Here is a 26195-nt window from a genome sequence, read left to right as displayed (position 1 = left end):
TCGTCGTCAGCTACGCGGTGGTGTCGAAGTCGTCCTGGCGTGCGCGGCGGGGTCGACGGGCGCGGAGGCGGGCGGATGGGGCCGCCGTGCGCGTCGGCACCATCCGGGCGGAGGGTGTGGCCGGTTCGGGTGCGATCGTCGGCCGTACTTCGTGCAGGCGGATGATCTCCGCGAGGTGTTCAGCGGTAAAGCGGTACGAACGTCCGACCCGGGTGAACGGGATGCGTCCCCGGCTGGCCCGGTCCTTGACCCACCAGGCGGAACAGCCGAGGGCATCGGCTACCTCCTCGGGGCGGAACAGTCGGGGGAGGGCTGAGAAGTCGGAGCAGGCTGCGGCCATGGGCGATTGACGCAAGAAGGATCCTCATCAGGTACGGCGGAGTAGGTCGAGGGTTCGACCGCGGTTCTGGAGTGGGCAGATGGCCTGTGCGGAGTGGCCGGCGGCCACTGGCACGCCGCAGGCCGGGCTCGTGCGGCTACGCGGGGGCCTGGAGCAGCACGAGCGGGGAGACGCCGAGGGCGGCGGCGATCGCGACGAGGTCGTCGACGTCGCAGCGGCGGCGTCGGCGTTCGATGCGGGAAATCGTCGTGACGGTCATGGGGTGGCCCAGCGCGGTGGCACGGGCTGCCAGCTGGCGCTGGGCGACACCGCGCGCGGTGCGGGCTCGCTCGATGGCACGGGCGACTCGATTCCCGGCCGGACCGATTTCCAGAGGTGTTGGGGGCATGCATATTTTGTAACTTGGAATCCCCGGTTTGGGTAACCGGGGATCTGCTGCTACATTCCGCCGCTTTGCTGTCGGGTTCCCTACCCTGCCGCCGAAAAATTGCGAAACATAGCAGCGGATCCCCGGTTGACCAAATAATGGCCCGTCAGGTTCGTCGACTGGAGGGCCGCCCGCAGGCTGCACCCTTCCAACCTGCATGGATGGAGGATCTGGAGGTAACGGCGGGGGTGCGCGGAGACATTGCCGAAGCGTCGCGAATTGCCCTATTCGTCCCGCCAATTTCCCAAGCTATTTGGTCAACCGGGGATTCGGGTCTACCGTTTTTACACACCCACAGGAACATGTTCGCCGCGAGCTATTTGCTTTCTCGGTGGAATGCTGGACTTGCGCGAACCAATGTGGCTGTCTTGTCCATGCACCCCGAACGCTCATCCCGGGGGACACGGCAAGCTCCGGCACTCCAAGGCCGGGCAGCGAAGCTGCCAGCACCGCACGCCCGCAGGCCGCAACCGTCACACCGCACCCTCCCCTCCCCCACCCGAAGCGGGCTACCCCCTGCCCGCCCTCACCAAGGAGCCGCCACCCGATGAGTCACGACGCCCGCGCATGGGTGTGGGACCACAGCCGCAGCAAGGGCACCGCCCGCCTGATCCTCGTGCTGATCGCCGACCGATGCGTCGATGGCCGCTGCATCGCGTACGCCTCGGTCTCCGCCCTCATGAAGCGGGCCAACGCGTCCCGCAGCGCCGTGCGGGACGCCCTCGACAAGCTGATCGCCAGCGGCGAGCTGGTGTGGATCGAGGATCGCAAGGGCCCTCGCGGCGAGAGGTACTACCACCTTCCCGATGCGGCCCGGTTCCTCGCCGAGCAGGCCACAGCGAGGGACCGGGATCCGGCCCCCACCGGGCCGGAATCCGGCCCGTCGAAGCCACTTGAAGGGGGGCCTGAAACCGGCCCTGGGGACCGGAATCCAACCCCTGGGGGGACCGGATTCCAACCCGGAAGGGGACCGGAATCCGACCCCCAGAACAGTAGAGAACCAAAGATGAACGGTAGTAAGAGCAGCAGCTCTCCGCTCATCCCCGCCGCCCAGTGGCACATCGACGACGCCACCCAGACGTGGCTGCGGCAACAGGGCCACCTCGACCGGCTCGGCGAGCACGCCCTGCGAGCGGCTGACGAGAAGTGGCGCAACTACCGGGCGGTCTGGGGACCGCGCACCGCCGCCGCCTGGTCCGCCGACTGGCGCGAGTGGATCACCCGCGAACACACTCCCGCTCCTGGCCGCCCGCACCTGCGCTCCCTGCCAGGCGGCGCCTCCTCCGGTCCTGCGACCGGAAGGACCCGCGCCGAGCAGCACACCACCGCCCTGCTCGACGCCCTCACCGAACTCGAAGCCCACGACACCCCTACCGGAACGGAATAACTACCCTGGACCTCCGAGAGATCGCCATCCTGCTCGCCTACGTCGGACACCTCGACACCCGCACCGCCCACACGGACAGCGGCACTGCCCGTGACCAGATCGCCCAGTGGCACGTGATCCTGGCCGACGTTCCCTTCACCGCCCAAGGCTGGGACGTCCGCGAAGCGATAAGGGCACACACCCGCACCTCCGGATACCGGATCCTGCCGGTGGACGTCGCCCGCAAGTGGGCCGCCTACCGCCGCGACCGCCTGGAGCGGCACACCGATCCCCTCCCGGTCGCCGACCCGGACGACGTGACGGCATACCTATCCGAACTGCGCGGAAACCGGCGCGCCGTCGCCGTCGGCGAGACAGCACCGTCCACCCTCCACGAGCTCACCGCCGGCCCGCACCCCGACGTCGAGGCCCGCCTGCGCTCCGTCGGATCCGTCATCCCTCCAGCGGCACGCGCCCAGCTCGCGCCTTACCGGTCCGTTCGTGCCGGCCGCGAAGCCGCCACCGCCACGACTCCCACCCGGCAGTCGGCCCCGCCGCGCCCGACCACCGGCGTGGCGGGTGGCATCGGCACTCCCCCTTCGGGTCCCGCTCGCTCCAGCAGACGCTGAGCCGCCCCCCACACGTGCCGGTCCGGCCTCTGGGTCGGCCACCCCACCGTGCTCCTGGTCTCGCCGCAACGGCCTCGCCCGCCTCCGGCGCCGCCTCCCCACCTCATCGCCATCACCACACCGCCCGCCCGCGCCTCTGCATGGCGCGGGCGGGTCTCCGGAGACCCCTGCATGACACCACTCGCCCTGCCCGCACTCGGGCACTGGAACGCCACATCCCTCACTCTCGTCGCCCTCGCACTGACCTGCTCCGCGCTGCTGATAAGGCGGCTGACGCAGCAGCGCACACGTCGAAACGGCGGCATACGCAACCCTGCGTCGCCCGCCGTCACCATCGCCGCGCTGGCCGCGGTCGGCTGCACCGCCTACAGCGCCGACACCAGCTGGCGGTTCGCCTCCGACTACCTGGACATGAGCGGCACGACCGAACGCGCCGCCATGTTCGCCGCCGCGGAGTTCGCCCTGTTCGCCACAGCGCTGCTGGCACGGCAGAACCTCCACGGGCCCAAGCAGGCACCCGGCTTGCCGGGAACCCTGACCTGGGTGATCACCACCGTGCAGGTGATCCCCGCGTACGCCGAATCCGGCCCGGTAGGCGGCACCGTGCGAGCCTTCGTGGGGCCGGTCCTGGCCGCACTGCTCTGGCATCAGGCCATGGGCATCGAGCTACGCCTCCACAAGCCGGAAGCCTCCTCCCACAGCCTCCTGGCCAGGGCCGGCCGTGAGATACGCGAACGCCTTCTCTCCCGCCTGGGCATCGCCGAACGCGACCGTGATGCCGCGCAGATCACCCGCGACCGCGCCACCCGAAAGGCCGTTGCCCTGGCCGCACTCCTCGCCGAGCGCACCCCGAAGCAGCGCAGCCGGTGGCGAGGCCGGCACATCGCACGACGGTTGTCACGGGCCGTCGCCCAAGCCGCGGTGGGCATCGACGACCGCCAGCTCCGCGACCTGCTCCAGCAGCTCGCCGCGCGCCGCCACGCGGTAGCGCTGGCGACCATCGAGCTGCCTTCACCTTGGGTCGATCCCAGCCCGGCCCGGAACGCCGCACCTCCCGTCGAGCCGCGGCGTTCACCCGGCCGACCGGGCGTCGACAACAGCACGGAAGAGGCGGAAGGCAGGGAACACCCCGATCCCGAAGGTCACCCCGAGGACCCACCGCCTACATCCGTGCAGCCCCACCTGCCCCTGCACGAAACGAGCCCCGCCGGCGACGGCGCGGAGCCGTCCGCTGGGGAAGGCGTTCTGACGGCGCAGCGCTACGGTCGCCCTCCCGGCGCCGAAATGGACGAACTGCTCGTCATCGGCCGCCACGCCATCGCGGTGCACGGAAAGGCCACCCGTGCCATCTTGCGGAACGCCGTGCACGCCGCCGGACTCACCATCGCCGAGGACCGGGTCACCGAGCTCAGGGCGCTCCTGCACGAAGAACAGAGCGCCGGTACCAGCGCTCCCAGCGACTGACCGGATATCCGGTCATCCCACGGAACACCTGATCTGGGACTACGGACCAGCGGCGCCAGCTGGTCCGTAGACATTCCACTCGCCCGGCCACGCGAGCAGTGGCCGGGCCGTATACCTCCTCCCGAACACCGCGAGACCAGTCCGCCACCAGGCTGCTCGCCCCCCTCGTCCGATTCGCCTCCGCACAAGGAGCTCCTTCCATTCACGACCAGCCCGACATAGTCACCCTTCGCGACCAGCAGCAATCTGCCTCCACATCAGCCACCAACCGAGCAGCAAGTTGTACCCAGAGCATTGCTCCCGTCAGGAGCAATGCTCTGGGCTCCCCCGCCCCCAGGGTGGCGGGGGAGGACCGGCACCAGGGGGCGCCGGTCGGGGATGCGGCCGAGGACGGACCGCATCCTGGCAGGGAGAAACAGCACTCCTGCCACACCACCCGCTGCACCCACGCCTCCCCGTCGAAACCGCACGTGCGCCAGCGTGAGCGTCTGCGCGCCGAGAACAAGCGCATGCACCAGCCCAGCTGCCGCATGAACCACGACGAATACCAGCTCCTCCTCCATGCCTCATCCGTCTGCCGCATGAGCGTCGCCGGCTTCCTCGCCCACTCCGCCCTGAAGGCCGCGCGCGACCTCGAACACACCGAAGCCGAGATCGCCACCCGCCGCGAGATGGTCAGCGAGCTGTTCGCACTACGCCGGGCCCTCGGCCAGATCGGCAACAACCTCAACCAGGTCACCACCGTCCTGAACTCCGGCGCCGACGCCCCGCACGCCAAGGCGGTCCTCGACGCCGTGATGCGGACCGCCAAACGTGTGGAGGACTTCACCCAGCGCTACGTGGAAACGGAGACTCCCGCCGGATGATCCCCCGCATCCACAAGATGGGCACCCGCACCATCGGCCTCATCCGCTACCTCTACGGGCCCGGAACCCACGAGGAACACACCGACCCCCACCTCGTCGCAGCCTGGGACAGCCTGGTCCCCGACCCCGGCCGCAACCCGAAAGCCACATACGCCGACCTGCAGAAGCTCCTCGACCAGCCCGTCGAAGCCCTGCCCCCGTCGAGCCGCCCCACCGAGCACGTGTGGCACCTGTCCGTCCGCGCCGCACCCGAAGACCCGATCCTCACCGACGCCCAGTGGGGCGACATCGCGCGGCGGATGGTCGCCGCGACCGGCATTGACCCCGGCGACGGCGCCGGATGCCGGTGGGCCGCCGTCCGCCACGCGGAGGACCACATCCACATCATCGCCACCACCGTCCGCGAAGCCGGCCGCAAGCCGCGCCGCCACAACGAAGCCAAGCGCTCCCAGGTCGAGGCCCGCCGCGTCGAAGCCGCCTACGGCCTGCGCCGCCTCAACACCGGCGACGGAACCGCCGCTCAGCGCCCCACCAGCGCGGAGCGCCACAAAGCAAACCGCTACAACAAAGAGCGCACCCCTAGGGAGGAACTCCGCGAGACCGTCCGACGCGCGGTGGCCGGCGCCCAGAGCGAGGAGGAGTTCTTCGGCCGCCTCACCTCCGCCGGCCTCCTCACCCGACGCCGCGTGGCACCGTCCGGGGACCTGCTCGGTTACACCGTTGCCCTGCCCGACGACCGCAACAGGGACGGCGAACCCGTCTACTACTCGGGGTCCAAGCTCGCCCCCGACCTCTCCCTGCCCCGCATCCGCGAACGCTGGACCACGTCGGCACAGGCCACCTCAGGCGAAGGCGGCGCGCCAGAGCAGCCCGCCCTGCCACCGGTAACCGGACCGGCATACGCGCGCCGCCGCGCCACCGCCGCCACCTGGCAGGCGCTGCTGATCATCGACCACGGCGACGACGGCACCGCAGCAGCCCAGATCGCCGCCGCTGCGGAAGTCCTCGACGCCCTCGCTAAAACCTCCGCCGCCAACACCCGCAAAGAACTCCGTGACGCCGCTTCCGCGTTCGAGCGGGCCTCCCGCTCACACGTGAAGGCCGTACGAGGGCACGACCGCGCTCTGCGGCAGGCCGCCGGCGACCTCGTCCGCAGCGGGCCCGCCCTCGGCCACGGGGAGGACGGCGCCACCACCGCCATGCTCATCGACATGGTGTTCTTCCTCGCCATCACGGCGGCGAACTGGCACGCGGGGAGGCACCACGCCCAGCAGGCGGCAGCCGCCCAACAGGCTGCCGAACACCTGCGCGCCGCCTACCAGGCAGCCGCCACCCAGCCCATGGGTGTACTCCAGCAGCGAGGCCAGCGGCTGACCCGGCAGGTTCAGCAGCGGCAGGCCGCACTCGTCCGCCAGGCACTGCCGGAGGTGGCCGACCGGATCCTGGCCGAACCCGGCTGGCCCGCCCTGGCCGCCACACTCACCGACGCCCAGGCCGCAGGCCATGACCCGGCCGCTCTGCTCGCCGAAGCCACCCGCCGACGTGAACTCGATACCGCTGCCTCGATCAGCGATGTCCTCGTCTGGCGCCTACGCCGCAGCGCCCACCTGCCCGCAGCCCCCGAGCCCCCGCACGATCCGCCCGCCCGAGGCAACCGGCGGACACCAACCGCAGCGCCTGCCGCGCAACCGGCGGTCAGGCCAGCGAACGATTCAACCCGTCGGCGCTGACCGAGGACAAGCGGCTGAAGGTAGCCGACGATCCCCGGTCAGCCAAACCGGGGATTCTCCAGACCCTTGAAGTACAGCCCCGCCCCACCCCACCCCCTTGAGGAGTACCTCCATGCCCACAACGCCCCTGCCTCGAGCCCCGCCCACAGACACCGCCCCGAACCACTCACCAGAGCAATCCGATGACACGACACCATGCAAGGAACCCGCCCATGCCCCAGCCCTCCATACGCCCCGACGTCGTCGTCCTCTTCACCGACGTCGACTGGTACGGCCACCTCGACGACCCCACGCGCCCCTACCACCGCGACGGGCGTCCGTTCACTATCGCCGAGCACCTCCTGCTCACCACCGTCACCCCGGAAGAGGAGGCCGCCGGGCTGGCACAGTTGCGACGTGAGGCCGACTGGCTGCGCGAGATCGACGCGAAGCGGCAGGTCTTCGTCGACCTGCTCCTGAAGTACTTCGCCATGCTCCCCGAGGACTCCGTGGTCCCAGACGCCGTCGCGATCATGACCGACGAGGACTACGCGGAGTACGAGCGCCTGCTCCCCATCGTCACCGCGGAAGACACCCTCGAATACTGGGCCGAACACGCGGAGGACTGACCGGCCACACACTTCCACCCACCGACCTGAACCCTCAGCCCACCGCCCCCATCAGCATTGCCCCTGGATCCCCGCACATGCCGCAGGCCCGGCCGGAAACTACGGCCGGGCCTGCGGCATACACGCGCAAACCCACGAGCACCCGCCGGCCCGCACCGATCCGAAGTATCGCCGGGGTCAGCCTTTCAAGATCAGAGGCGGGATGGTGTCGCATTGCCGTTCGTGGCAGGGTCGCCCTCATGCGGATTTTGGTGATGGGTGGCACCTGGTTCCTTGGCCGAGCGGTCGTTGACGATGCACTTCGACGCGGGTGGGAGGTAACGACGTTCAACCGGGGCCGTTCCGGTGCGGTTGAGGGCGTCGGCACGGTCCGGGGTGACCGGACGAGTCCCGATGATCTGAAGCGGCTCGCCTCGCACGGGCCGTGGGATGCCGTGATCGACACGTCCAGCAGCGAGTTCCCACCCCGTGACGTACTCCTCGCCGCCGACATCCTGCGCCCGTCCGCCGCCCGGTGGGTGCACGTCTCCACGGTGTCCGTCTACCAGGGCTGGCCCCACCACCCGCTCACCGAGGGCTCGCCTCTGTTGGAGTGCCCGCCGGACGCCGATGAGTCCTACGGGCACACAGGCGCCGACGGCAGCCCGACGAAGTACGGGTTCCAGAAGGCTGGCGGAGAGGCTGCCGTGCGCGCCGCCTTCGGGGACGACGTGGTGTTCCTGCGGCCTGGAGTGATCTTGGGCCCCGGCGAATACGTCGGCCGCCTCCCTTGGTGGCTCACCCGCGCCCAGCGCGGCGGCCCGATCGTCGCCCCGGCACCAGCCGTTCAGATGATCCAGCCCGTGGACGTGCGGGACGTCGCCGCCTTCGCCGTCGATCAGGCCGCCGGCACCGATGGCCCCGGCCAGGCGTTCAACATCGCCCACCCCGAGGGCATCAGCTGGGCCGACTTCATCGCCACATGCCTGGCCGTCACCGGTAGCACCGGCAGCCCGGTGTGGGCCGATGCTGCGACGCTCACCGCGCACGGTGTGAAGCAGTGGACGGAGCTTCCGCTGTGGCGCACCCACTCTGGGGTGTGGTCCGTCCATGCCTCCCGTGCCGTGGCAGCCGGGCTCCGCTGCCGTCCGCTCGCCGACACCATTGCCGACACCTGGGCATGGATGCAGGCAGACGGCCGACCGGTCGAACACCCGCGGTGGGACGAGCACGGAGTGGACCCGGCCAAGGAGGCCCTGATCCTCGCCACCCTCGGCCACCCGTAGGAACGGGGCCAGCTTCAGGGCTCGATGGCGAGGAGCCCACTCCCCGTACCCAGCTGCCTCGGTGCCGAGAGACGCCCGAATTCTTCGATCTGTTCGCCGAGCGTGACGGCCACCCGTGTCGCCCTGAACGCGGGGGCTGTCAGAGCACGCCGCAAGCCGCCGGTGCGCTCCAGAAGGCCCGCCACACGCTGTTCTGCCGGGATCGCCCACACCGTCTCCAGCGTCGCCGCCGCCGCGTCCAGGTCGCCCCGGAGCAGCTGCGCCGCGGCGAGGTCGGCCGCGGCTTTGCCCCGTACTGGTACCGACTGCCGGGCCGGCGGCCGGGACGCGACCAGATCCAGCGCCCGTCGCGCCGTCACCTCGGCCCCCGCTCCGTCACCGACAAGCAGAGCGGTGGTGCCGTTGGACATCAGCAGCCGCTCCTCGTTGAAGGCGAACTCACCGCCGACGTCATCGTGCAGGGCGTCCCGCTCGCCGCTGTCCTGCCGCGTGGACGCGACGAGCGCGCGGGTGGCCCGTTCCCGGTCCCCGAGATGCCCGTGGGCGCGGGCCTCGATGGACAACAGCCGCCGCCTGGCCGTATCGCCCAGGCCGGCGTAGGCCAGTGCGGTCCGCGCGTGCCGTACGGCTTCGGAAGGACGGCCCGTGAAATACGCGCAGATTGCCAAGGACCCTGTGGCATAGGCCCGTAGAGGATCAAACCGCGCCATCTCTCCGTACAGGGCAGCCGACCGGGCGAGGCGTGCCGAGTCGTCCAGGGCGCCGAGGTCGAACGCGGCGGTCGACAGCAGCGCGCACGCCTGGCCCGCCACGATCAGCAGGTCCTGCTGCTGTACAGGCACCTTGGTGAGTCCACGTTGGTGCTCCGCCTCCGAGCGCAGGACCTTCGCCCGCCGGAACACGTCGAAGGCGCTCACGGCCCCGTACGAGCGGGCGAGGGACAGTGCGTCGTCACGAAGCTGGTCGATGGTCGTGTCAGATACGGACTGCGCGGCGGCAGCCCCCGCCTCATCGGCGGCGTCACGTGCGGTCATCGCGATTTCACTTTCGAGGTCGTACGCAGTGGAAGCCACCGATGCCGAGTTCGACAGCGCGGGCGGTGACCCGAACAGTGCCGCGGCCTCCACGTCGAAGAGCCGCTCCAGTACCCGACACGTGTCCGGCCCCGGCATGGTCTTGATCCGGCCCGAGGTCCACCGCCGGAACTGTGCCTCGGACACCGACAGGCCCTGTACGCCGGCCTGTGAGGCCGCGCGCTCGAACGCCGTGACGAAGTCCCTGTAACGCCAATGCCGCTGCTGGACTAAGACGCGCAGCAGCGTCGCCGGTTCGTCCATCGGTCGCTCCCTCAAGGTCAGGAGACGGGCCACGTCGCGCCCCGCTCCACTTCGTGCCTACCCGTCAACGCCCCTGCTGCGCAATGAAATCCGAGCAGATGGCATCGCGGAGCTACCTCCATGACACCTCGGTCACCTGGGCGAGCGCCAGATGACACCCACCGCGTCGTGGCCGTGACACCCGCACCAGGGGGACTCTTACGTCACTTCGACGACCCCGGTGAAAGGGAGTGGACCGTGAGCAGCCCCCGGCTTCCCCGACGAACCCCCGGCGCGACCAGCACGCACTACGAGGCCGTCGTAGCCCCGTACGTGGAGACGTCGGCCGGCACCACGTCGGAGCGCCGCGGCCTGCCCCGGGCCGCTGAGGCGTTCCGTAGCCGGAACGGCGACCCCTCCACCTGGAGCTCCGCCCAGTTCGACGCCTTCCTCGGCCTCGGAGGAGCCCAATGAGCGAGACCACGGGGGCGAACGTCTGGGTCACGGAGGACACCAAGCACCGGTTCCTCGGCCAGGACGTCGCACACCCCGCCAGCGGACGACGCGGAACCGTGGGCGCCGTCCTGATCTACGTATCGAAACTCACCGGCAGGCCGGTCAGGAAGGTGGCGCACATGCGCCCGCTGGACCATTCGGGTCGGGAATGGACCGCCGATCCGGACACCCTCCAGCCGGTCGCCGACTCGGCACAGACCAGCCGCACGAAGGGCTGAACAGGCTTCCCGCCCAGTGCTGATCAAACGGTCGGCACTGGTGGGGAACGGCGCCCAGGGCGCCGTGCACGAAACCGGTCTGGTGCCGAACGGGCACCAGACCGGCGGCACCAGAGCGGATCCAAGCTGCCCGTCCCGGGCAGTCACCCTTCCACCAAGGAGATCAGCTATGCCGAAGCCCAGGAAAGAGAAGCAGAACCACCTCATCTACGCGGACGTCGTGGACTCCAAGTCCAAGGCGGGCGTGTGGATGGGTGAGCGCGCTTCCTTCCGCGACAAGCAGGGCCGCATCCTGGAGGCCCTGAAGGACCGCACCGACTGGGTCAGCCTGGAGGGCGCGGTCATGGTCATCAGCACCGAGCCCGCCGGCCTCACGGTCATCGCGCCGAACCCGACGCTCCCCGGTGTGATCGTCCTCTCCGACGGCGGTTCCCCCGCGGCCTCCGCCCGGCTCCAGGCCGACGCCGAGGACAAGGTCCGCGCCGTCATGGCCGAGCTGGGGATCGCCGAAGAGGAAACGGCGGCCTGACCCAGTGGCCACTCCCCAGCTGCTGTGGGGGAAATACTTCCAGTACGACCGTGACGGCGAGGCTGTCCTCCTCGACCCGGTCACGCTAGAGAGTGTGCTTCTCGACTCCGGCGAGGTCTCTGACCTCGCCGGGGTCCCCCCGACCGCGACGCACTTAGCCCTCGCCGGGCTCGGCTTCACCCAGGACGGCCCCACGACCGACCGCCGTGAAGCGCTCCACCACCGTCTCCACACCCTGGGTATCGACCCGACGCCGCACCGGATCAGCGGCCTGCGGGTGGTGCTCACCGACCGCTGCAACATGGCCTGCACGTACTGCTTCGTCGACACCAACAGCGGCAAGCCGGACATGACGGAGCAGGAGCTCACCGCCGGCCTTGAGTTCCTGTTCGAGCAGAACGCGGGGCAGGAGGAGGTCTCGGTCCAGTGGTTCGGCGGCGAGCCGACCATCCGCTTCGACCTCATGAAGTACGGCGACGAACTCGCCGACACCCTCGCTGCCCGCTACGGCGTCGAGCGGGTCCGGCGCACGGTCGTCACCAACGGCGCCCGCCTGACGGACGAGGCCCTCGACCACTTCGTACAGCGCGAGTACGGGGTCGGCATCTCCATCGACGGCCCGCCGGGAATCAACTCGGCGAACCGGCTCCTCCTCGGCGGGCAGCCCGCCGACGACCGCATCCGCCGCAACGTCCGGCGCCTGGTCGAGGCGAAGGGCCTGCACGTCGGCTGCAACCTCACCCCCACGGCGTCCAACATCGGGCGCCTGGCCGAGAGCGTGCAGTGGATCATCGACGACCTCGGCCTCAAGTTCATCTACGTCAACACGCCCATCCCCACTGGGGGCGAGTGGCGGGTGAACGGCGCTGACCTGGCCCGGGAGCTCTACGAGGCCCGCCTGACCGCGCTCGGGAAGGGCGGGATGCTCTTCTCCGTCCTCGACCGGGCCTTCCAGGCCCTCGACACCCGCCGGCCGATGCTCTTCGACCACATGCAGGGGGACCGCAGCCTCAACGCCGCCCTGCTGCCCGGCAACCGGGTCAGCGTGTGCGACATCAACTTCACCGAGCCCGAGTTCCTCCACACACTCGACGAGCTACGGTCGGACCCCAGCCGCCTCACAAGGGCGACGAAGAAGGTCGCGCCGATCCCCGCATGCGGCGACTGCCCGGCGCTGGCCATCTGCGGAGGCCCGTCCCGCAACGAACAGGCCCTCATCGGCGGCAGCACCCCCGACCCGCAGATGTGCGCCTTCTACACCAGCACCGTGGCCATCGCGGTCTGGGACAACACGGGGGTCCAATGAGCACCCCCGTCCGTACGGCGCTGGTCTCGACGGCCGGCCACTGCGAGGTCGCGTGCAGCTTCTGCTTCCGGGCCGACCGCGCCCGCGGCTTCCTCACCACCGCCACGTACACACGTGCCCTGTCGCGGCTGAAGGAGACCGGGGTGGAGGGCGTGTGCCTCACGGGCGGTGAGCCGACCCACCACCCAGAGCTCCGGCAGCTCGTCCGCCTGGCCCTCCAGTTCGGCATGACGGTGTCCATGGTGACCTCGGCCCGCTCCGAGGCTGAGGTCGCTGCCCTCGCGGAGGTCGGTCACCTTCTGACCAACGTGACCGTCTCCGCGGACTCGCAGGGCGCAATGACGCTCGGCCGCACCACCCGGACGGCAGCCTCGGCCGTCGCGACGCTGGACGCCGTGGACACCCCCTCGAAGGTCCTTCACCTCACCTACTGGGATGTGGACGACGAGGAAGCCGCCCAGCTCGCCGACCTCGTAGCGGGAACGGGGATCGACATCCAGCTGAGCCCCGTCCTCCTCTCCGAAAGCGCCCTGCGCCGGGACAGCCGATCACTCCAGGACTCCCTGACGCAGAGGGCCCGCGACACGGCGGCACTCGACCAGCACTTCCGCCTGTCCAACGGATACCGCTCCTACCTCGACGACCTGCGGCAGCTACAGCTGTCCAAGGAGGAAAGCCACCCCTGCCGGTCGGCCACCCTCTACATGTCGGCCGACGGCGAGGTGCGGCACTGCCCCTACGGAGCATCCGAGGTCAGCGTCCATGCCCCACGTACCGAGATCCGAGCCTTCCTCGACGCGCCGGCCACGGACCGCGTCGGACCCGACTGCGCCGCCATCTGCCGTCCCGCATCCCGTGACTGCGCGGCGGCCTGACCTTGGGGGTCCACGTGCAACCGTCGGTCTCCGTCACCGATCCCGACGACTTCAACAGCCACTGGAGGCAGCCGCCGAACTTCCGTATGCGGGTCCCGTTCGACTACCTATTCCTGCCGGCGATCGACATCCTCGACCACGTCCGCCGGGACGAGGAGGTGCGGTTCACGATCCTCGGCGAGGACGACTGGGCGGTTCGCATGGAGCGCACCGCCGCGTTCCGGGCGGCCCCGGTCGAGGAGATCGCCACGTGGCCGTTCCGCTTGGTGCACTTCAACCTCGCCCGGTTCTACGGCGAGATCCTGGCCGGCTTCCAGGACGAGGTCATGGTGCCCTGGCGTACCTATCTGTCGTCGCAGGGATTCACGTGGCAGCGGTGCGCACCCATCCTGTTCCTGTCCACCGAAGGCGCGGCCTCGACCTACCACAACGACAACTCGCACGGTCTGGTCTGGCAGGTCCAAGGGGTCAAGACCTTCCACAGCTACCACAACCCCGACAAGCACCTGTCACCCGAAGCCGCGGTCCTCGGTGAGACCACCGCCGAGGATCCCCCACCGCACGACGAGACGCAGCGGCAGTCGGTGACGATGCAGCCAGGCGACCAGCTGTGGAGCCACGCCCTGACCCCGCACTGGGTCACCACCGAATCGCCGCTTGCGCTCAGCGTCACGCTCTCCCACGGCGGACTGTGCCGCCGCGGCCGGTACGCCGACCGTGAGCTGGCCCTGCGCGACCACTGGGACAAGTACCCCGCCGAGGCGTGGACCCTCGACCTCGGCCACACCCGGTACTGAGCGAGCCCCGGCTGCCCCACCGCCAGACAGGCGGTGGGGCAGCGGTGCATCTACCCCTGGCTCAGGGGGTGAGGCGGTTCGGTCCCCGGAACAGGAACGCGGCCTCGCGGATCGAGTCGAGGCCGAGCATGACCATCAGGATCCGGCCCAGGCCGGCGCCGAGTCCGCCGTGGGGCGGGCAGCCGAAGCGGAAGATGTTCATGTAGTCCTGCATCGGCTCGGTGTCCATGCTCTTCTCCTCGGCCTGCTTGAGCAGCACGTCGGAGCGGTGCTCTCGCTGGGCCCCGGTGGTGATCTCCAAGCCCTTCCAGAGCAGGTCGAAGCTGAGCGTCAGGTCCGGCCGGTCCGCCGGACGCATGTGGTAGAAGGGCCGGATGCTGGCCGGATAGCGCGTGACGAACACGAACTCGTGGCCCGTGAGCTCCTTCATGTGGGCGGCGATGGTGCGCTCGCCTTCCGGGTCCAGGTCCTCCTTGACGCCTTCGGGGTCCCACCCGCCGGCCCGCAAGATCTCCTGTGCCTCGGCCATCGTGATCCTGGGGAACGGGGCCTCCGGCACGACGACCTCGGTGCCGAAGACCTCTCGAATCGCCTCACCGTGGACCTCGGCGACCTTCGCAATGGCGTGGGCGAGCATCCGCTCCTCGAACGCCATCACGTCCTCGACGTCGTCGATCCACGACAGCTCGACGTCCACGCCGGTGAACTCGGTCGCGTGCCGGGATGTGTACGACGGCTCGGCGCGGAAGACAGGGCCGATCTCGAAGACCCTGTCGATACCGGCGGCCACGGCCATCTGCTTGTAGAACTGGGGCGACTGCGCGAGGTAGGCCGAGCGGTCGAAGTACCCGAGCTTGAACACCTCCGCGCCGGACTCCGAGGCGGTGCCCATCAGCTTCGGCGTGTGCATCTCCGTGCAGCCGTTCTGCATGGCGTACTCGCGCAGTCCCTGCTCCAAGGTCGTCTGCGCGGCGAACACCATCTGGGCGGTGGCCCTCTTGCGTACGTCCAGGAAGCGCCAGTCGAGTCGGTGCTCGGGGCCGGTGTGCTCGTCGATCGGCAGGGGCGTCTCCGCCCGGTTCAGCACCTCGATCGTCTCGGGGACGATCTCCAGGCCACCCAGGTTGACCTGGGCAGCCTCGACGACGCGGCCGGTGATCCGGACTGCGGACTCGGGGGTAAGCGATTCGATGACGGCTTCGAGCGGGCCGCCGTCGCGCTTGTGGGTCATCTGGGCCATGCCGGAGTGGTCCCGCAGGATGACGAACTGCATCTTGCGTTGAAGCCGGAGCGCGTTCACCCAGCCGGAGACGGTGACGGTCTGGTCAACGTGTGCGCGTAGGTCAGAAACCAGTACGCGGCTTGTGCTGTGGATCATCGCAGCCCTCCAGGGGCGTCGTCATGATCCCTTGGAAGCGTGGGCGAGAAGGGTACTCGCGGTGCCACCACGCCTTTGCCACCGCCAGACAGCGGCGGCCTCATTCAGCCCGATGACGGGGGCAAACCGGCGGGGCATTGGGCCCGAAGGCCTTTCCTCCCCGCGCTCGGGAGGGTCTTCACCATGGGTGCGAGTCCGCCTTCACAGCTGCCGGCAGCTCTCTCTGCTCGCGTGATCCGTGGCTACTCGTCTCCGTCGACGCGTTGGTCACGAGGATAGGGATGCCATAAGCCGCTCGCAACGGATTCACGGCGGCGGCGCGCCAGGTGGCCGGATGGCGCCGTTGGCTGGCGGCTATTAACCGGCGAGGCCGCGCCTCAGCGAACTCCCCAGGAATGCCGGGTGGATCTCCAGATGTCGATCACCCCCGCGACTGTCAGACCGAGTGGTTAGAGTCCTGACCCGGAGATGAGGGAGGACAGCGTGCCTGTCGACGGCAGTGATCATTTCGCGCACATCATGACGCAACTCGCAGAAGAGTTGCCGAATCTCGCCGACCAGCTGAAGCAGGAAGTCCGGCATGGCCGAGTAGCTTCCGAGCAGCGGCTCAAGCAGGAGGGCGAGTACGAGGCTCGCGCCAGCCGACTGGCGGAGGCCGAGCTCCCGCCCCTCGGCAAGGCTGACATCGCCGTACTCCCCTACACCGACGACGAGCGCTTGGAGCTCGTACGCTCAGCGCTGCTCACCCTTGCCGAGACCATGTACGCGTCACGCAAGGCGGCACTGGACATCGCCTCGAAGCGAGAGATGGACCTGACGATCGAGTTTGGCGATCCGGAACTGGAGGAGCTCTCCTACATCGACCTCAAAGCGGAGGCAGAGCGTGCCCGGGTCGCCCTGACCACCGTGCGAGAGCTGCTGTCCGAAGACTCCGACGTGGCCATGGGGAGCATCCAATGAGCAGGGACGATCTGGTGCTCGCCATCGAGCAGGCCATCGGCGCTCTGCAGCCTGTGTATCGCGGCAACGCTGACGAGTCCGACCTGTACGAGGCATCTCTGCTTGTCGTGTGCCTCGAAGCCGCACGGGCGGCCGGCGGCACGGCACTGCTGACCCAGGACGGCCGGAATCCGGCTACTGCCCTGCGTTTCCGCAGGTCCCCCGGAAACCTGTGGTCGGGTGACTTCACCTACGTCCTGGTGAGCTTCCCGGGCACGCAGAAGAGGCTGGAGATCCACCTGGGTGTGTTCGTCGCGGCCACCACCTCGAAGGTGGCACATGAATGCGATGTCGCCATCCTGGATCACCGGGAGGCCGAGCGAAGCCGCCGAGCCATGGTCCACCCCCGGAGCAGGGGACTCGAAGCCGCGATCGAGGCAAAGTGCTACGGCGCCTCACCCGGCCTCGGGATCGGCCGTGCCTTCCTGGGGCTGGCCCAGGAGCTGGGCGGGAAGAAGTGCTCACTGGTCTTCCCGTCGCCGAGCTCCGCCACTCTTGGCGCGCTGATCGCCAAGAAGGACAGCGAGGCGTACCCACAGGTGCTTCCTGGTACGGCGGCATCCGACCGGCTCCGCTCCAAGCTCGACCAGGCTATCCGTAACTGGAAGGACCGGCTCTAGAAGCCGACCCCTCAGGTTGCTGGGCACACAGTGCCGACAGCGGGCTGGGCGTCCGCGGCTGGTCACGTCGTTTGGGTGGGCTGTTTGCCATATTTCGCGGTCCTGCGGAGGGATATCTTTGGTGCGTCGCCCGTACAAGGAATACGGCGCCCGCGCCTGCTCCTCGACGAAGCACCACCGGCGTGTCCATGCGGGGCGTGCCGGAAATAGGCTGACCAGTAGGAACACCACGGCCTTCGGGTCGCCGCCCTTTGACGAGCAAGGACAACCCGACTGATGGCAGTGACCCAGCAGGAGATCGAGAACCGGTTGTGGGACGCCGCCGACGAGCTGCGCGTGGCGATGCCCGAAGCGCAGTACTCCTCGGTCGTCTTCCCGCTGATGTTCTGGAAGTACCTGTCGGACACCTGGGAGCACCACCACCAGGAGTTCCTGGCCGAGAACGAGGGCCTGGACAACCTCTCCGCGGAGGAAGCGCACGAGATCGAGTACCGCGACTACCAGTCGTTCGAGATCCCGTTCATCCAGCCCGGCACAGTCCAGCAGCGTCGGGCCTCCTGGTCGTCCATCCTCGCCACAATCGCCCACCCCGGCCTCGGCCAGCGGGTCCGCGCCTCCCTGCAGGCCATCGAGACGGCCAACCCTGACAAGTTCTCCCGCCTGTTCGGGTCCATGACCTGGACCTCCGAAGAGGTCCTGTCGGGGGAGGTCTTGGCGGCAGTCATGCAGGCGATGGACCGCACTCCGAAGATGCACGAGGGCAACATGTCCCACGACGTGCTCGGTGGAGCGTACGAGTACCTGCTGAAGCGGTTCTCCGACGGGTCTGGGACCCGCGCCGGCCAGTTCTTCACACCGCGCGAGGTCGTCGAGCTGATCGTCGAGCTCCTCGACCCCAAGGGCTTCGAGTCAGTCTATGACCCGACCTGCGGGTCGGGCGGCATGCTCATCGCCTCCGCGAACCTTCTGAAGGCCCACAGTAGGCGTGGCTACACACTCAAGCTGCACGGGCAGGAGGCCGTCCCGGACACCGCGGGCGTGGCCCGCATGAACCTCTTCATGCACAACCTGACCCAGTTCCAGGTCGAGGTTGGCGACACTCTGAAGGACCCCCGGTTCAAGAAACCAGACGGCTCGGTCGCGCAGTTCGACGTGATTCTCGCCAACCCTCCCTACAGCCTGAAGTGGAAGCCTTGGACGAACGATCCGCGCGCCATCGGCGGTGTCGCGCCGCAATCGTCAGCGGACTGGGCGTTCGTGCAGCACATGATCGCCAGCATGGGACCGGAGAAGGGGCGCGCTGGCGTCGTCCTGCCCCACGGCGTCCTCTTCCGAGGCGGTCAGGAAGCCGCCATCCGCCAGCGCGTCCTGGACGATAAACTGCTCGAAGCGGTCATCGGTCTGCCTGCCAACCTCTTCTACAACACCAGCATCCCCACGGCGATCCTGGTGTTCCGTGCAGCCGGCACCAAGGCCCCAGAGCGGCAGGAAGGCGTGCTGTTCATCGACGCCTCCAAGCGGTTCACCAAGGCCAAGAACCGCAACATCCTCACCGCCGCCGACATTGCCGACGTCGTGACCGCCTACAACTCGAAGTTCGACGCCGCCGGCAACCCGGTGGACCCCGAAGGAGAAGGTGGACTCCTGGCGCGATTCGTCCCCACCACGGAGATTGTGGCGAACGGGCACGACCTCAACATCGGCCGTTACATCAAGCAGGCCGCCACCGAGCAGGAAGACCTCGGCACCCTCATCGACGCCTACAACATCGCCCGAGCAGAGCGCCAAAAGACCGAGCAGCGCATGCTCGCCCTCCTTTCGGCTGCCGGGATCGAGGGCTTCGATGAGTGACTGGCAGCAGATCAAGCTCGGTGACCCACTGACCCGCGTGCGCCGCAAGGTGGCCGTGGAGAATGGCGTCACCTACCCCGCAGTCAGTGTCCAGATGCACGGACGTGGCCTCGGCGAGAAGGATCCATTCGTCGGTGGTATCTCGAAATACACGACGCTGAACACGGTACGAGAGAATGACGTCGTGCTCCGCACGATCACGGCGTTCGAAGCCCCTGCAGGCGTCGCACGGGCAGAGCATGACGGCACCCACGTCTCTGGTGTGTTCATCACCTATGAAGTTGACCAAAGAACTCTCCCGGAGTTCCTGGGGCTGTACTTCCAAACGCCAGCGTTCTGGGACGAGATGCAGAACCGCGCCTCGGGGACTGTCTTGCGCCGTAAGACCATCTCTGACGCTGCGTTCCGTGCCATCCCGCTCGCTTTGCCTCCATTGTCGACCCAGGAGCGCATCGTCGAGGTCATCAGCGCGGTGGACGACCAGATCACCGCGCTCGGCGTCGAGGCGGGGACGCTGACAGCGGTTCTACGTCGCCGACGAGCCGACCTCATCACCGACGACTCGATTGAAGCTGTGCGGGCCGAAAACGCCTTCGACTTCTCCACCGGCGTGCGCCGGACACCTGACAGGGCCGCCGGCCCCTATATGACGCCCTACCTCCGTTCCGCGAACGTCGGCTACGGGACGCTCGACCTGTCCGATGTGCTCGAGATGAACTACGACCCAGCGGAGCGCAAGAAGTTCGGTCTCCAGTACGGCGACGTCTTGGTCTCCGAGGGCAGCGCAAGCGCGAATGCGGTCGGGATGCCCGCCATGTGGCGAGACGAGCTGCCAGCGCCCGTCTGCACCCAGATGACCCTGATCCGTCTCCGGGCGCTGGAAGGGGTCTGCATCCCTGAGTTCGTCTTCCACTGGAGCATGTGGGCCTACGAGTCCAGGGCCTTCCTCGACGTCGCGGGTGGCACCAACATCAAGCACATCAGCGCCAAACGGTCGAAGGGTATGGCTGTGCGCGTACCGTCACTCGACCGCCAACGCGAGATGGCCTCGGAACTTGGCGCCATGGAGTCTGCGTTGGAGGCGACACGCGCTGAGGCCGCTCGTCTCCGAGAAGTGCGGGCGGGGCTGCTCGGGGGACTGCTGGACCAGAGCATCACCATCGACGTTTAGTCCGACTAGGGGGTCTAAGGCGTGGCGAAGGGTATTCGGGAGCGCGAGTTCCAAAACCAGATGATCCAGTGGTCCTTGCCGATGGGCTGGGAGTACACCGCGGGGCGGGCGCTGCCCCGGGAGACCATCCAGACGGTGGTCGTCTCCCACTTGCGTGACGCCATCGTCAGACTGAACCCCGGGGTGATCAACGAGTTTGACCTCGACGTGGTGGTCGAGGAAGTCGTGGCCACGGTCACCGCCGTCGAAGGCGGACTGGTCCGGGCCAACGAGCAGGTGCTGCGTCTGCTGCGCGGGCGGAAGGAGTTCCGGGACAACGACGGTGTGTGGCACACGTTGAAGTTGATCGACTACGAGACACTGACCGCCAACACGTTGGTCGTCTCGGACGAGGTGACCATCAGCGTGCCGGGCAAGACCTCCCGGCGGTTCGACCTCGTCTACTGGATCAACGGCCTGCCCCTGGTCGTGGTCGAGGTCAAGTCCCCGACCACGAAGTCCGCGTGGGCGGACGCAGCCCGCGAGATCAACGACGTGTACGCCACTGAGTACCCGTGGTTCTTCACGCCTAACGTCTTCGCCGTCGCCACGGACGGGCTGAAGCTGCGGTTCGGTGCCGCTGGCGCTCCCACGAACCTGTGGCAACCGTTCCGGTCGACCGACGACGACGAGAACCTATCCGGGCACGCCGACGTCAAGCGCTCCGTCGAGTTGTTGATGAACCCGGCCACGGTCCTGGACATGCTCGCCAACTTCGCCCTCTTCGACACAGCCGGGGGCGGGACCGACAAGAAGTACCTACCGCGCTACCCACAGATGGAAGCTGCGCACCTGATCCACGAGCGAGTCCTGCAGGGTGGCTCGAAGGGCCTGGTCTGGCACCACCAGGGCTCCGGGAAGACCCTGCTGATGGTTTTCGCCGCCGCGCTGCTACTGGCCGATACCCGTACCGAGTCGCCCACGATCATCCTGCTCTCGGACCGAAATCACCTCGTCCGGCAGACCTCCGGGGTTTTCACCTCGGCGATGGGAGACGCGTACTTCCACAAGCCTTCGAACAGCCAAAAGCTGCGGGCCCTGCTGGCCAACGACGTGCGTGGTGTCATCTCCACGACCGTCCACAAGTTCGCCGAGGCTGGCAAGAACCTGTCGGTCCGGAGCAACATCATCGTGCTCGTCGACGAGGCACACCGCACCCAGTCCTCCGATGAAGAGTCCCTGGCCGGTCAGATGCGCGCAGCGCTGCCCAATGCAAGGTTCTTCGGCATGACCGGCACCCCTATCAGGAACCTCGCCACCGACACCTTCGACCTCTTCGGAGAGGAGGCCGATCCGGGCAGGGTGCTGCACCGGTACTCGGTGTCCCGATCTCTGCTGGACGAGGCGACCGTCCCGGTCATACTGCACCCGCACCCGGTCTCCTTCGAGATGGACGACCAGGCGTTGCAGGCCGAGTTCGACGAGTTCGCCGACGACTTCGACCTTGATGACCCCGACCGCGAGGCCCTCTCCCGTAAGTTCGGACGCCTTACCTCGGTGTTCGCCAACCCCGACCGTATCCACACGGTCTGCCAGCACATCGTCGACCACTACCTGGCCGGCGCCTACCGCAACGGCCTCAAGGCGCAGGTCGTCGCTTACAACCGTGAACTGGCCGTGGCGTACACGGACAAGATCAACGAGCTACTGGCCGGCTTCGAGGCATCCCAGGTGCTCGGCGAGGTCGGGAAGCATCAACGGATCACTGCAGAGGTGAACATCTCCGTCTCGGACTCCAAGACCGAAGACGTCGACATGAAGCCCTACCAGCTCTCGGAGACCGAGGAAGAGGAGCAAAAGCGGCGGTTCCTCAGCCCGGACGACCCCCTGTGCTTCCTGGTGGTGACCGCAAAGCTGATGACCGGGTTCGACGCTCCCAACGAGGGAGTCCTCTATCTGGACAAGCCGCTGAAGGCCCACAACCTGTTCCAGACGATCACTCGCCCGAACCGCACCTGGGTGTCACCGACCGGGTTCGTGAAGACCTCCGGCGTGGTCGTGGACTACATCGGCCTGGCCGAAGAAGTCCAGCGGGCCGTCGTCGACCCCGCTGCAGCTGGGCACAGCAAGGGCGGCGGATTCGTCACCGACCTGTCCGAACTGGTCGCCGAATTCCGACTCGCATTCGCCCGCATCGAAGACCTCCTCGCGGACGTGGATGGCGTGGACCTCACGGTCCACGGATACCAGTCCGTCCGAGCCATCAACATCTTCCTGGACGCCAACCCCGACGCCGCCGAGGTGTTCAGCAAGGACTACCGACTCCTGGCCCGCCTGTACCCGTTCATCAACACTGACAAGCGGGTCGCCAAGTACAGCGACGGCTTCGGACTGTTCGGGTCCGTGTACACGACCCTGTTCAAGAAGTCCTCTGACGAGGAGAGGAAGGAGCGGCTGGCTGAGCTGGGGCCGATGGTCCTGGAGATCATCAATGCCCACGTCCACTCCTTCTCCGTGGTCGCCTCTCAGGAGGAAGCTCTTATCCTCGACGCCCAGGGCATCACCATCCTCAAGGAGCTGCTGGCGCTCGTCCGTCCCAAGGCTGACAAAGATGGTGGCAAGGACACGTCTCCGCCGTCAGCGTCGGAGATTCTGGACCACATCAAGGCTGCCCTCGACAAGGGCATCGAGCCCGGGTCCGCGAAATACACCGCCCTCGCGGAGCGGATCAAGCAGCTGCGGGACCGGATCATCCAGAATGCCCAGGACGCACTGGACTTCCTGTCCGAAGCACTTCGGGTGGCCCGGGCCATCGTCAACGCCGAGAAGCACCCCGACGAAGCCGTCGTAGTGCTGGACGACGACCACATCGGAGTCCTGTCCCGGATAATCCACGACCACGCACCTGCCGGCCTCACAATCACGGAGAGGTACCTGGCCGAGGAAATTGACCAGGTAGTCACCCGCACCCTTGCTCGGGCATGGGACAACGCCGACGCCCGCAACCGAGGCGCCCGCCGCGCCACGGCCGCGGTCTTCCGCCGTTACGCACTGAAGCCGGTAGGAGAGCCGTACGACGCCACCGTCGCCTACATCGAGGCTCACTACCTCGTCGATTGACGAATACGGGCAGGCCCGGACCGCCCTGAGCGGCCCGGGTCGTCGTAGTTCGGCTGACAGTGCGGACGCGCTCAGCTGGCGTCACGTCCTGCGAGGTTAGACCACGAGATCATTCTTCTTCCTCGTCTGCTTCCTGACGCAACCGGTCGGCGATGTCCACTAGGGAGCCGCGCTGCGGAACGAACCAGCGCCGCGTGCCCTGAAGCGGTTTGCTCTGATGACCGGCCTCCACGAGCATCTTCTGAGCCAGGCCGGTCGGTGAGTAGGCGATACCGTCCACCGCCCACACCAGGCAATCACGGCGGCTCCGGGTCCAGGTTGCACGCGCCCGGCGCGGATCCGCCGTGAGCCAGGGCGTGAGCTGTTGCTGTTCGCGGCCGGGGACTGGGCGGAACTCAAGGAGCGTCCCTTCCTCCAGCGCGTTGTTCTCGAAGATCACGGTGACTGCCTTGGCCTTCCGTGCGTGCCCTTCACGCTCGGAAGCGCGGTACTCCGCTGAGAGGGGCGGGGGCTGAATATCGCCCTGTAGGGTCGCCAGCGCTGAACCGGCGACGCCGGAATATCGCTCGGCGTTGCGGAAGATGCTGCTCACCTGGCTCTTGGGTCCATACCCCGTGTCGATCCAGTGGATCAAGGTGGCTACGGAGGCGTCAACGAGTGGGGCGACGCACGCCAGTACCGTCGGCCAATCGGACTCCGGAATCTTCTGCCAACCTTGGGGCAGGCGCTGAAAGGTCACGTGAGCGATGAGCAGTCGCCCAAGGTCGGCGAGTGTGCCGGCGCGCCCCTCCCACTGCGGGCGTTGTACGTCGATCTGCCGCTCGACCTCCCGAAGCACGAGGATGGTGCGCCAGGTCTTCACCGCGTCGGTACGGTGCAGCGGAAAAAGCTGGTGGTGCTGCTTCGGATCCCAAAGAAGGTCGATGTCCACGTTGGCCTGGAAGGACAGTTCCGGAGAGACGTGAGCGCAGGCGAGCGCGGTTGCGGCCTCCCTGAGGGTGCAACCGTCATCCTTGAACTGTGGTGGCTCCTCGCCACGGCGTAGGACGTAGGTCTTCCGCAGACGAAGTAGGAAGTCGTCGCGGAGCTGCTGCTGCACCTTTTCCAGGGCGATGAAGTCCTGGGGCTCTACCCTGTTCTGGGTGTTGGTCGTTCGGGTGACGTCGTGGTCGAAGCCCTCCGGGCAGTCCGTCAAAGAGATGATGCGGACGCCGATCCGTGCGCGTGTGACGACATCCGGGGTTTGCTGGTGCGCCTCGTGGACGGAGGCGACCGTCTGGGCACCGTTGACAATGCTCGCTCCCTCCATTTCCAGGTCCCCCCGAGGGCCCATGATCACTTTGTCGCACAGGACCGTGATCCCGTTGTTGAAATACCAGAAGTGCTCGGGCTTTCTGCGAAGGGTTTCCACAAGGGTGCGATTGACCGCGGTGACACCGAGAGGATTACGGATGTTTCGCTGGAAAAGCCGGTGGTGGTTGTCCTCATACCAGCGGGCGACCTCCGCACCTCCGATCGTGCCGTGGTAGGCCAGGATGGGCTCCTTGATCGGACTGACATCGACGGCCGAGGCTGATGCCTTCAGCTTGATCTGGGGTTCGGCGATTCCGGAGCGCAGGATGCGGATGAAGTCCGGCAGCCGAAGGGCGCGCAGGCGCACGGAGTCTTCGTACTCCGTGCAGAACCGGTCGAGCACCTCCTTGGCCTCGGCCCCCATCGGCTGGGTACCCGCCCAGGCCGGTAGCAGGGTGATCTGTACCCGCGGATTGCTGAGTGCCCGTTCAAGATCGGGGATGTGTGGCGTCAACTTAGCGTTGAAGCACTGGTATTCCCGTGCGATCAGTAGTTCCAGACCGTTCTTCAGGTCGAGGGCAGCGCTCTTGGAGAAGGTGGCCGCACCGTCGCTACTCCACTTCGCCTGCACCACCCAGACCTGGGGCTCTTCCGAGGCGAGATCCACAGCCACGGCGTCGATGCCTTGGTCGCTGAACGAGTCGATGACGAAGTCGGCGCAGCGCTGCAGCGGATAGCCGGTGAACTCGCGGATCGCCAGGGCAGCAAGGGAACGGGAGAGAAATGAGCTCCGCTGGATTCGCTGCTCAAACTTGGATAGATCGTCAACGGCGACGATCCCAGTGAACTGCTCATCGAGGGCGTGTTCGAGCTGTTGGGCGTGCAGAGCGGTCACTGTGCTCCTGTCGGCGGCTGGCGGCCGTGCTGGGACGGTGGCGAGGGGTACGCCCACGCCTCATCAGCGACTCAGGTTGCTTGCCTCGGAGCCTGCACGTCAAGCGGGTCCCTGCACTGCGTAGTCACGATGGGACTGAGAGCAGCGAGTTCCCGCTGAGGGTAACGGCGCTGACTTCGATCGGCAGCAGCCTCGAGAGTGGCTCTCTGGAGAAGGTGCACCTGGAGGGGGACTCCATGATTGGCACGAACGCGATGGTTCGGGCTTGGCACCATGGACTTTACTCTACGCCCCTGCGACCGGGGCTGCCGAAACGGGGGCGTGTTCACCGGCGTCGACAAGGTTTCGGCGCCCTTCTCAGTGGAGGTCGACCTCAGCCGGATCTGACCTCATGCCGCTCGACTTGCGTGAGCGGACTGGGCGGCACGAAGGCCGACCAGGCGTCATCCTGATCAAGGCCGCAATCCTCTGGTCAGGGGAATCGGGACTCTATGGCACGGTCCGGCACCTGGCCGGATGATCTTACAGGGCCTCGTAACCCTGAGCTGGGATAACTCTCGAGAAGGTCACCACTGTCAGTGGCTCCTGCTACACCAAGAGGCACGATGAAGGGCTGCCCCTTCGTCGTCGGCTTGTG

At 67.7% G+C, this 26195-nt stretch carries 23 protein-coding genes; 18 read left to right on the top strand and 5 right to left on the bottom strand.

Going from position 1 to position 26195, the window contains the following annotated elements; genetic code table 11:
• Positions 1–10: 10 nt before the first annotated feature.
• Positions 11–340, bottom strand: a complete 330-nt coding sequence (locus AB0E98_RS11885) for a helix-turn-helix domain-containing protein (protein WP_361701539.1) — start codon at positions 338–340, stop codon at positions 11–13.
• 136 nt (positions 341–476) lie between these two features.
• Positions 477–728 (bottom strand): helix-turn-helix transcriptional regulator, encoded by a 252-nt coding sequence (locus tag AB0E98_RS11880; protein ID WP_350918674.1) that lies wholly within the window; start codon positions 726–728, stop codon positions 477–479.
• Positions 729–1773: 1045 nt separating this feature from the next.
• Between AB0E98_RS11880 and AB0E98_RS11875 the strand changes: the two genes are divergently transcribed.
• The 7 genes from AB0E98_RS11875 to AB0E98_RS11845 all read left to right on the top strand — a co-directional run bounded on the left by AB0E98_RS11875 (position 1774) and on the right by AB0E98_RS11845 (position 8695).
• Positions 1774–2154 carry a hypothetical protein gene (locus AB0E98_RS11875; protein WP_361701401.1) on the top strand — a complete coding sequence of 127 codons (381 nt, stop codon included), beginning with the start codon at positions 1774–1776 and terminating at the stop codon, positions 2152–2154.
• 113 nt (positions 2155–2267) lie between these two features.
• Positions 2268–2762, top strand: coding sequence for a hypothetical protein (locus AB0E98_RS11870; protein ID WP_361701400.1), 495 nt, complete (start codon positions 2268–2270; stop codon positions 2760–2762).
• Between the two features lie 171 nt (positions 2763–2933).
• Positions 2934–4226 (top strand): hypothetical protein, encoded by a 1293-nt coding sequence (locus AB0E98_RS11865; protein WP_361701399.1) that lies wholly within the window; start codon positions 2934–2936, stop codon positions 4224–4226.
• Between the two features lie 470 nt (positions 4227–4696).
• On the top strand, positions 4697–5092 hold the full coding sequence (locus AB0E98_RS11860) for a plasmid mobilization relaxosome protein MobC (protein WP_361701397.1): 396 nt from the start codon (positions 4697–4699) through the stop codon (positions 5090–5092).
• The gene (locus AB0E98_RS11855) at positions 5089–6822 is read left to right on the top strand and encodes a relaxase/mobilization nuclease domain-containing protein (protein WP_361701396.1); all 1734 of its coding nucleotides are present in this window, start codon (positions 5089–5091) and stop codon (positions 6820–6822) included. Before AB0E98_RS11860 ends, AB0E98_RS11855 begins: the two co-directional genes overlap by 4 nt.
• A gap of 212 nt (positions 6823–7034) precedes the next feature.
• Positions 7035–7430, top strand: a complete 396-nt coding sequence (locus tag AB0E98_RS11850; protein ID WP_361701394.1) for a hypothetical protein — start codon at positions 7035–7037, stop codon at positions 7428–7430.
• A gap of 254 nt (positions 7431–7684) precedes the next feature.
• On the top strand, positions 7685–8695 hold the full coding sequence (locus AB0E98_RS11845; protein WP_361701537.1) for an NAD-dependent epimerase/dehydratase family protein: 1011 nt from the start codon (positions 7685–7687) through the stop codon (positions 8693–8695).
• A gap of 14 nt (positions 8696–8709) precedes the next feature.
• Here the strand turns inward: AB0E98_RS11845 and AB0E98_RS11840 are convergent, their stop codons facing one another.
• The gene (locus tag AB0E98_RS11840) at positions 8710–10032 is read right to left on the bottom strand and encodes a DNA-binding protein (protein ID WP_361701392.1); all 1323 of its coding nucleotides are present in this window, start codon (positions 10030–10032) and stop codon (positions 8710–8712) included.
• A 237-nt stretch (positions 10033–10269) separates the two neighbouring features.
• Between AB0E98_RS11840 and AB0E98_RS11835 the strand changes: the two genes are divergently transcribed.
• From AB0E98_RS11835 to AB0E98_RS11810, 6 genes are all read left to right on the top strand, one after another.
• Complete coding sequence (locus AB0E98_RS11835; protein ID WP_361701390.1) at positions 10270–10485, top strand: hypothetical protein; 216 nt, start codon at positions 10270–10272, stop codon at positions 10483–10485.
• Complete coding sequence (locus AB0E98_RS11830; RefSeq protein ID WP_361701388.1) at positions 10482–10745, top strand: hypothetical protein; 264 nt, start codon at positions 10482–10484, stop codon at positions 10743–10745. Before AB0E98_RS11835 ends, AB0E98_RS11830 begins: the two co-directional genes overlap by 4 nt.
• Positions 10746–10914: 169 nt before the next feature.
• On the top strand, positions 10915–11274 hold the full coding sequence (locus AB0E98_RS11825) for a hypothetical protein (protein WP_266907177.1): 360 nt from the start codon (positions 10915–10917) through the stop codon (positions 11272–11274).
• 4 nt (positions 11275–11278) lie between these two features.
• Complete coding sequence (locus AB0E98_RS11820) at positions 11279–12580, top strand: radical SAM protein (protein WP_361701386.1); 1302 nt, start codon at positions 11279–11281, stop codon at positions 12578–12580.
• A complete protein-coding gene (locus tag AB0E98_RS11815; RefSeq protein WP_361701384.1) occupies positions 12577–13455 on the top strand; it encodes a radical SAM protein in 879 nt (292 codons plus the stop codon). Before AB0E98_RS11820 ends, AB0E98_RS11815 begins: the two co-directional genes overlap by 4 nt.
• Positions 13456–13469: 14 nt before the next feature.
• Positions 13470–14252, top strand: coding sequence for a hypothetical protein (locus AB0E98_RS11810; protein WP_361701382.1), 783 nt, complete (start codon positions 13470–13472; stop codon positions 14250–14252).
• Between the two features lie 61 nt (positions 14253–14313).
• Here the strand turns inward: AB0E98_RS11810 and aspS are convergent, their stop codons facing one another.
• Positions 14314–15630 carry an aspartate--tRNA(Asn) ligase gene (aspS, locus tag AB0E98_RS11805; RefSeq protein ID WP_361701381.1) on the bottom strand — a complete coding sequence of 439 codons (1317 nt, stop codon included), beginning with the start codon at positions 15628–15630 and terminating at the stop codon, positions 14314–14316.
• A gap of 483 nt (positions 15631–16113) precedes the next feature.
• Between aspS and AB0E98_RS11800 the strand changes: the two genes are divergently transcribed.
• The 5 genes from AB0E98_RS11800 to AB0E98_RS11780 all read left to right on the top strand — a co-directional run bounded on the left by AB0E98_RS11800 (position 16114) and on the right by AB0E98_RS11780 (position 23370).
• Positions 16114–16590 carry a hypothetical protein gene (locus AB0E98_RS11800; protein ID WP_361701379.1) on the top strand — a complete coding sequence of 159 codons (477 nt, stop codon included), beginning with the start codon at positions 16114–16116 and terminating at the stop codon, positions 16588–16590.
• Positions 16587–17249 carry a hypothetical protein gene (locus tag AB0E98_RS11795; protein ID WP_350918621.1) on the top strand — a complete coding sequence of 221 codons (663 nt, stop codon included), beginning with the start codon at positions 16587–16589 and terminating at the stop codon, positions 17247–17249. The genes AB0E98_RS11800 and AB0E98_RS11795 overlap by 4 nt, the downstream gene beginning before the upstream one ends.
• Positions 17250–17525: 276 nt before the next feature.
• Positions 17526–19100, top strand: a complete 1575-nt coding sequence (locus AB0E98_RS11790; RefSeq protein ID WP_361701378.1) for a class I SAM-dependent DNA methyltransferase — start codon at positions 17526–17528, stop codon at positions 19098–19100.
• The gene (locus AB0E98_RS11785; RefSeq protein WP_361701377.1) at positions 19093–20271 is read left to right on the top strand and encodes a restriction endonuclease subunit S; all 1179 of its coding nucleotides are present in this window, start codon (positions 19093–19095) and stop codon (positions 20269–20271) included. Before AB0E98_RS11790 ends, AB0E98_RS11785 begins: the two co-directional genes overlap by 8 nt.
• A 60-nt stretch (positions 20272–20331) precedes the next feature.
• On the top strand, positions 20332–23370 hold the full coding sequence (locus tag AB0E98_RS11780; RefSeq protein WP_361701536.1) for an HsdR family type I site-specific deoxyribonuclease: 3039 nt from the start codon (positions 20332–20334) through the stop codon (positions 23368–23370).
• A 109-nt stretch (positions 23371–23479) separates the two neighbouring features.
• Here AB0E98_RS11780 and AB0E98_RS11775 read toward each other — a convergent pair whose 3' ends face one another.
• Positions 23480–25558: an AIPR family protein gene (locus tag AB0E98_RS11775; protein ID WP_361701375.1), complete on the bottom strand. Its 2079-nt coding sequence runs from the start codon at positions 25556–25558 to the stop codon at positions 23480–23482.
• Positions 25559–26195: the final 637 nt, after the last annotated feature.

The sequence above is a fragment of the Streptomyces sp. NPDC037389 genome (assembly GCF_040636475.1).
GTDB lineage: Bacteria > Actinomycetota > Actinomycetes > Streptomycetales > Streptomycetaceae > Streptomyces > Streptomyces hesseae.
The sequence above is the reverse complement of the archived record's forward strand: the minus strand, read 5'-3'. Positions and strand labels throughout refer to the sequence as shown.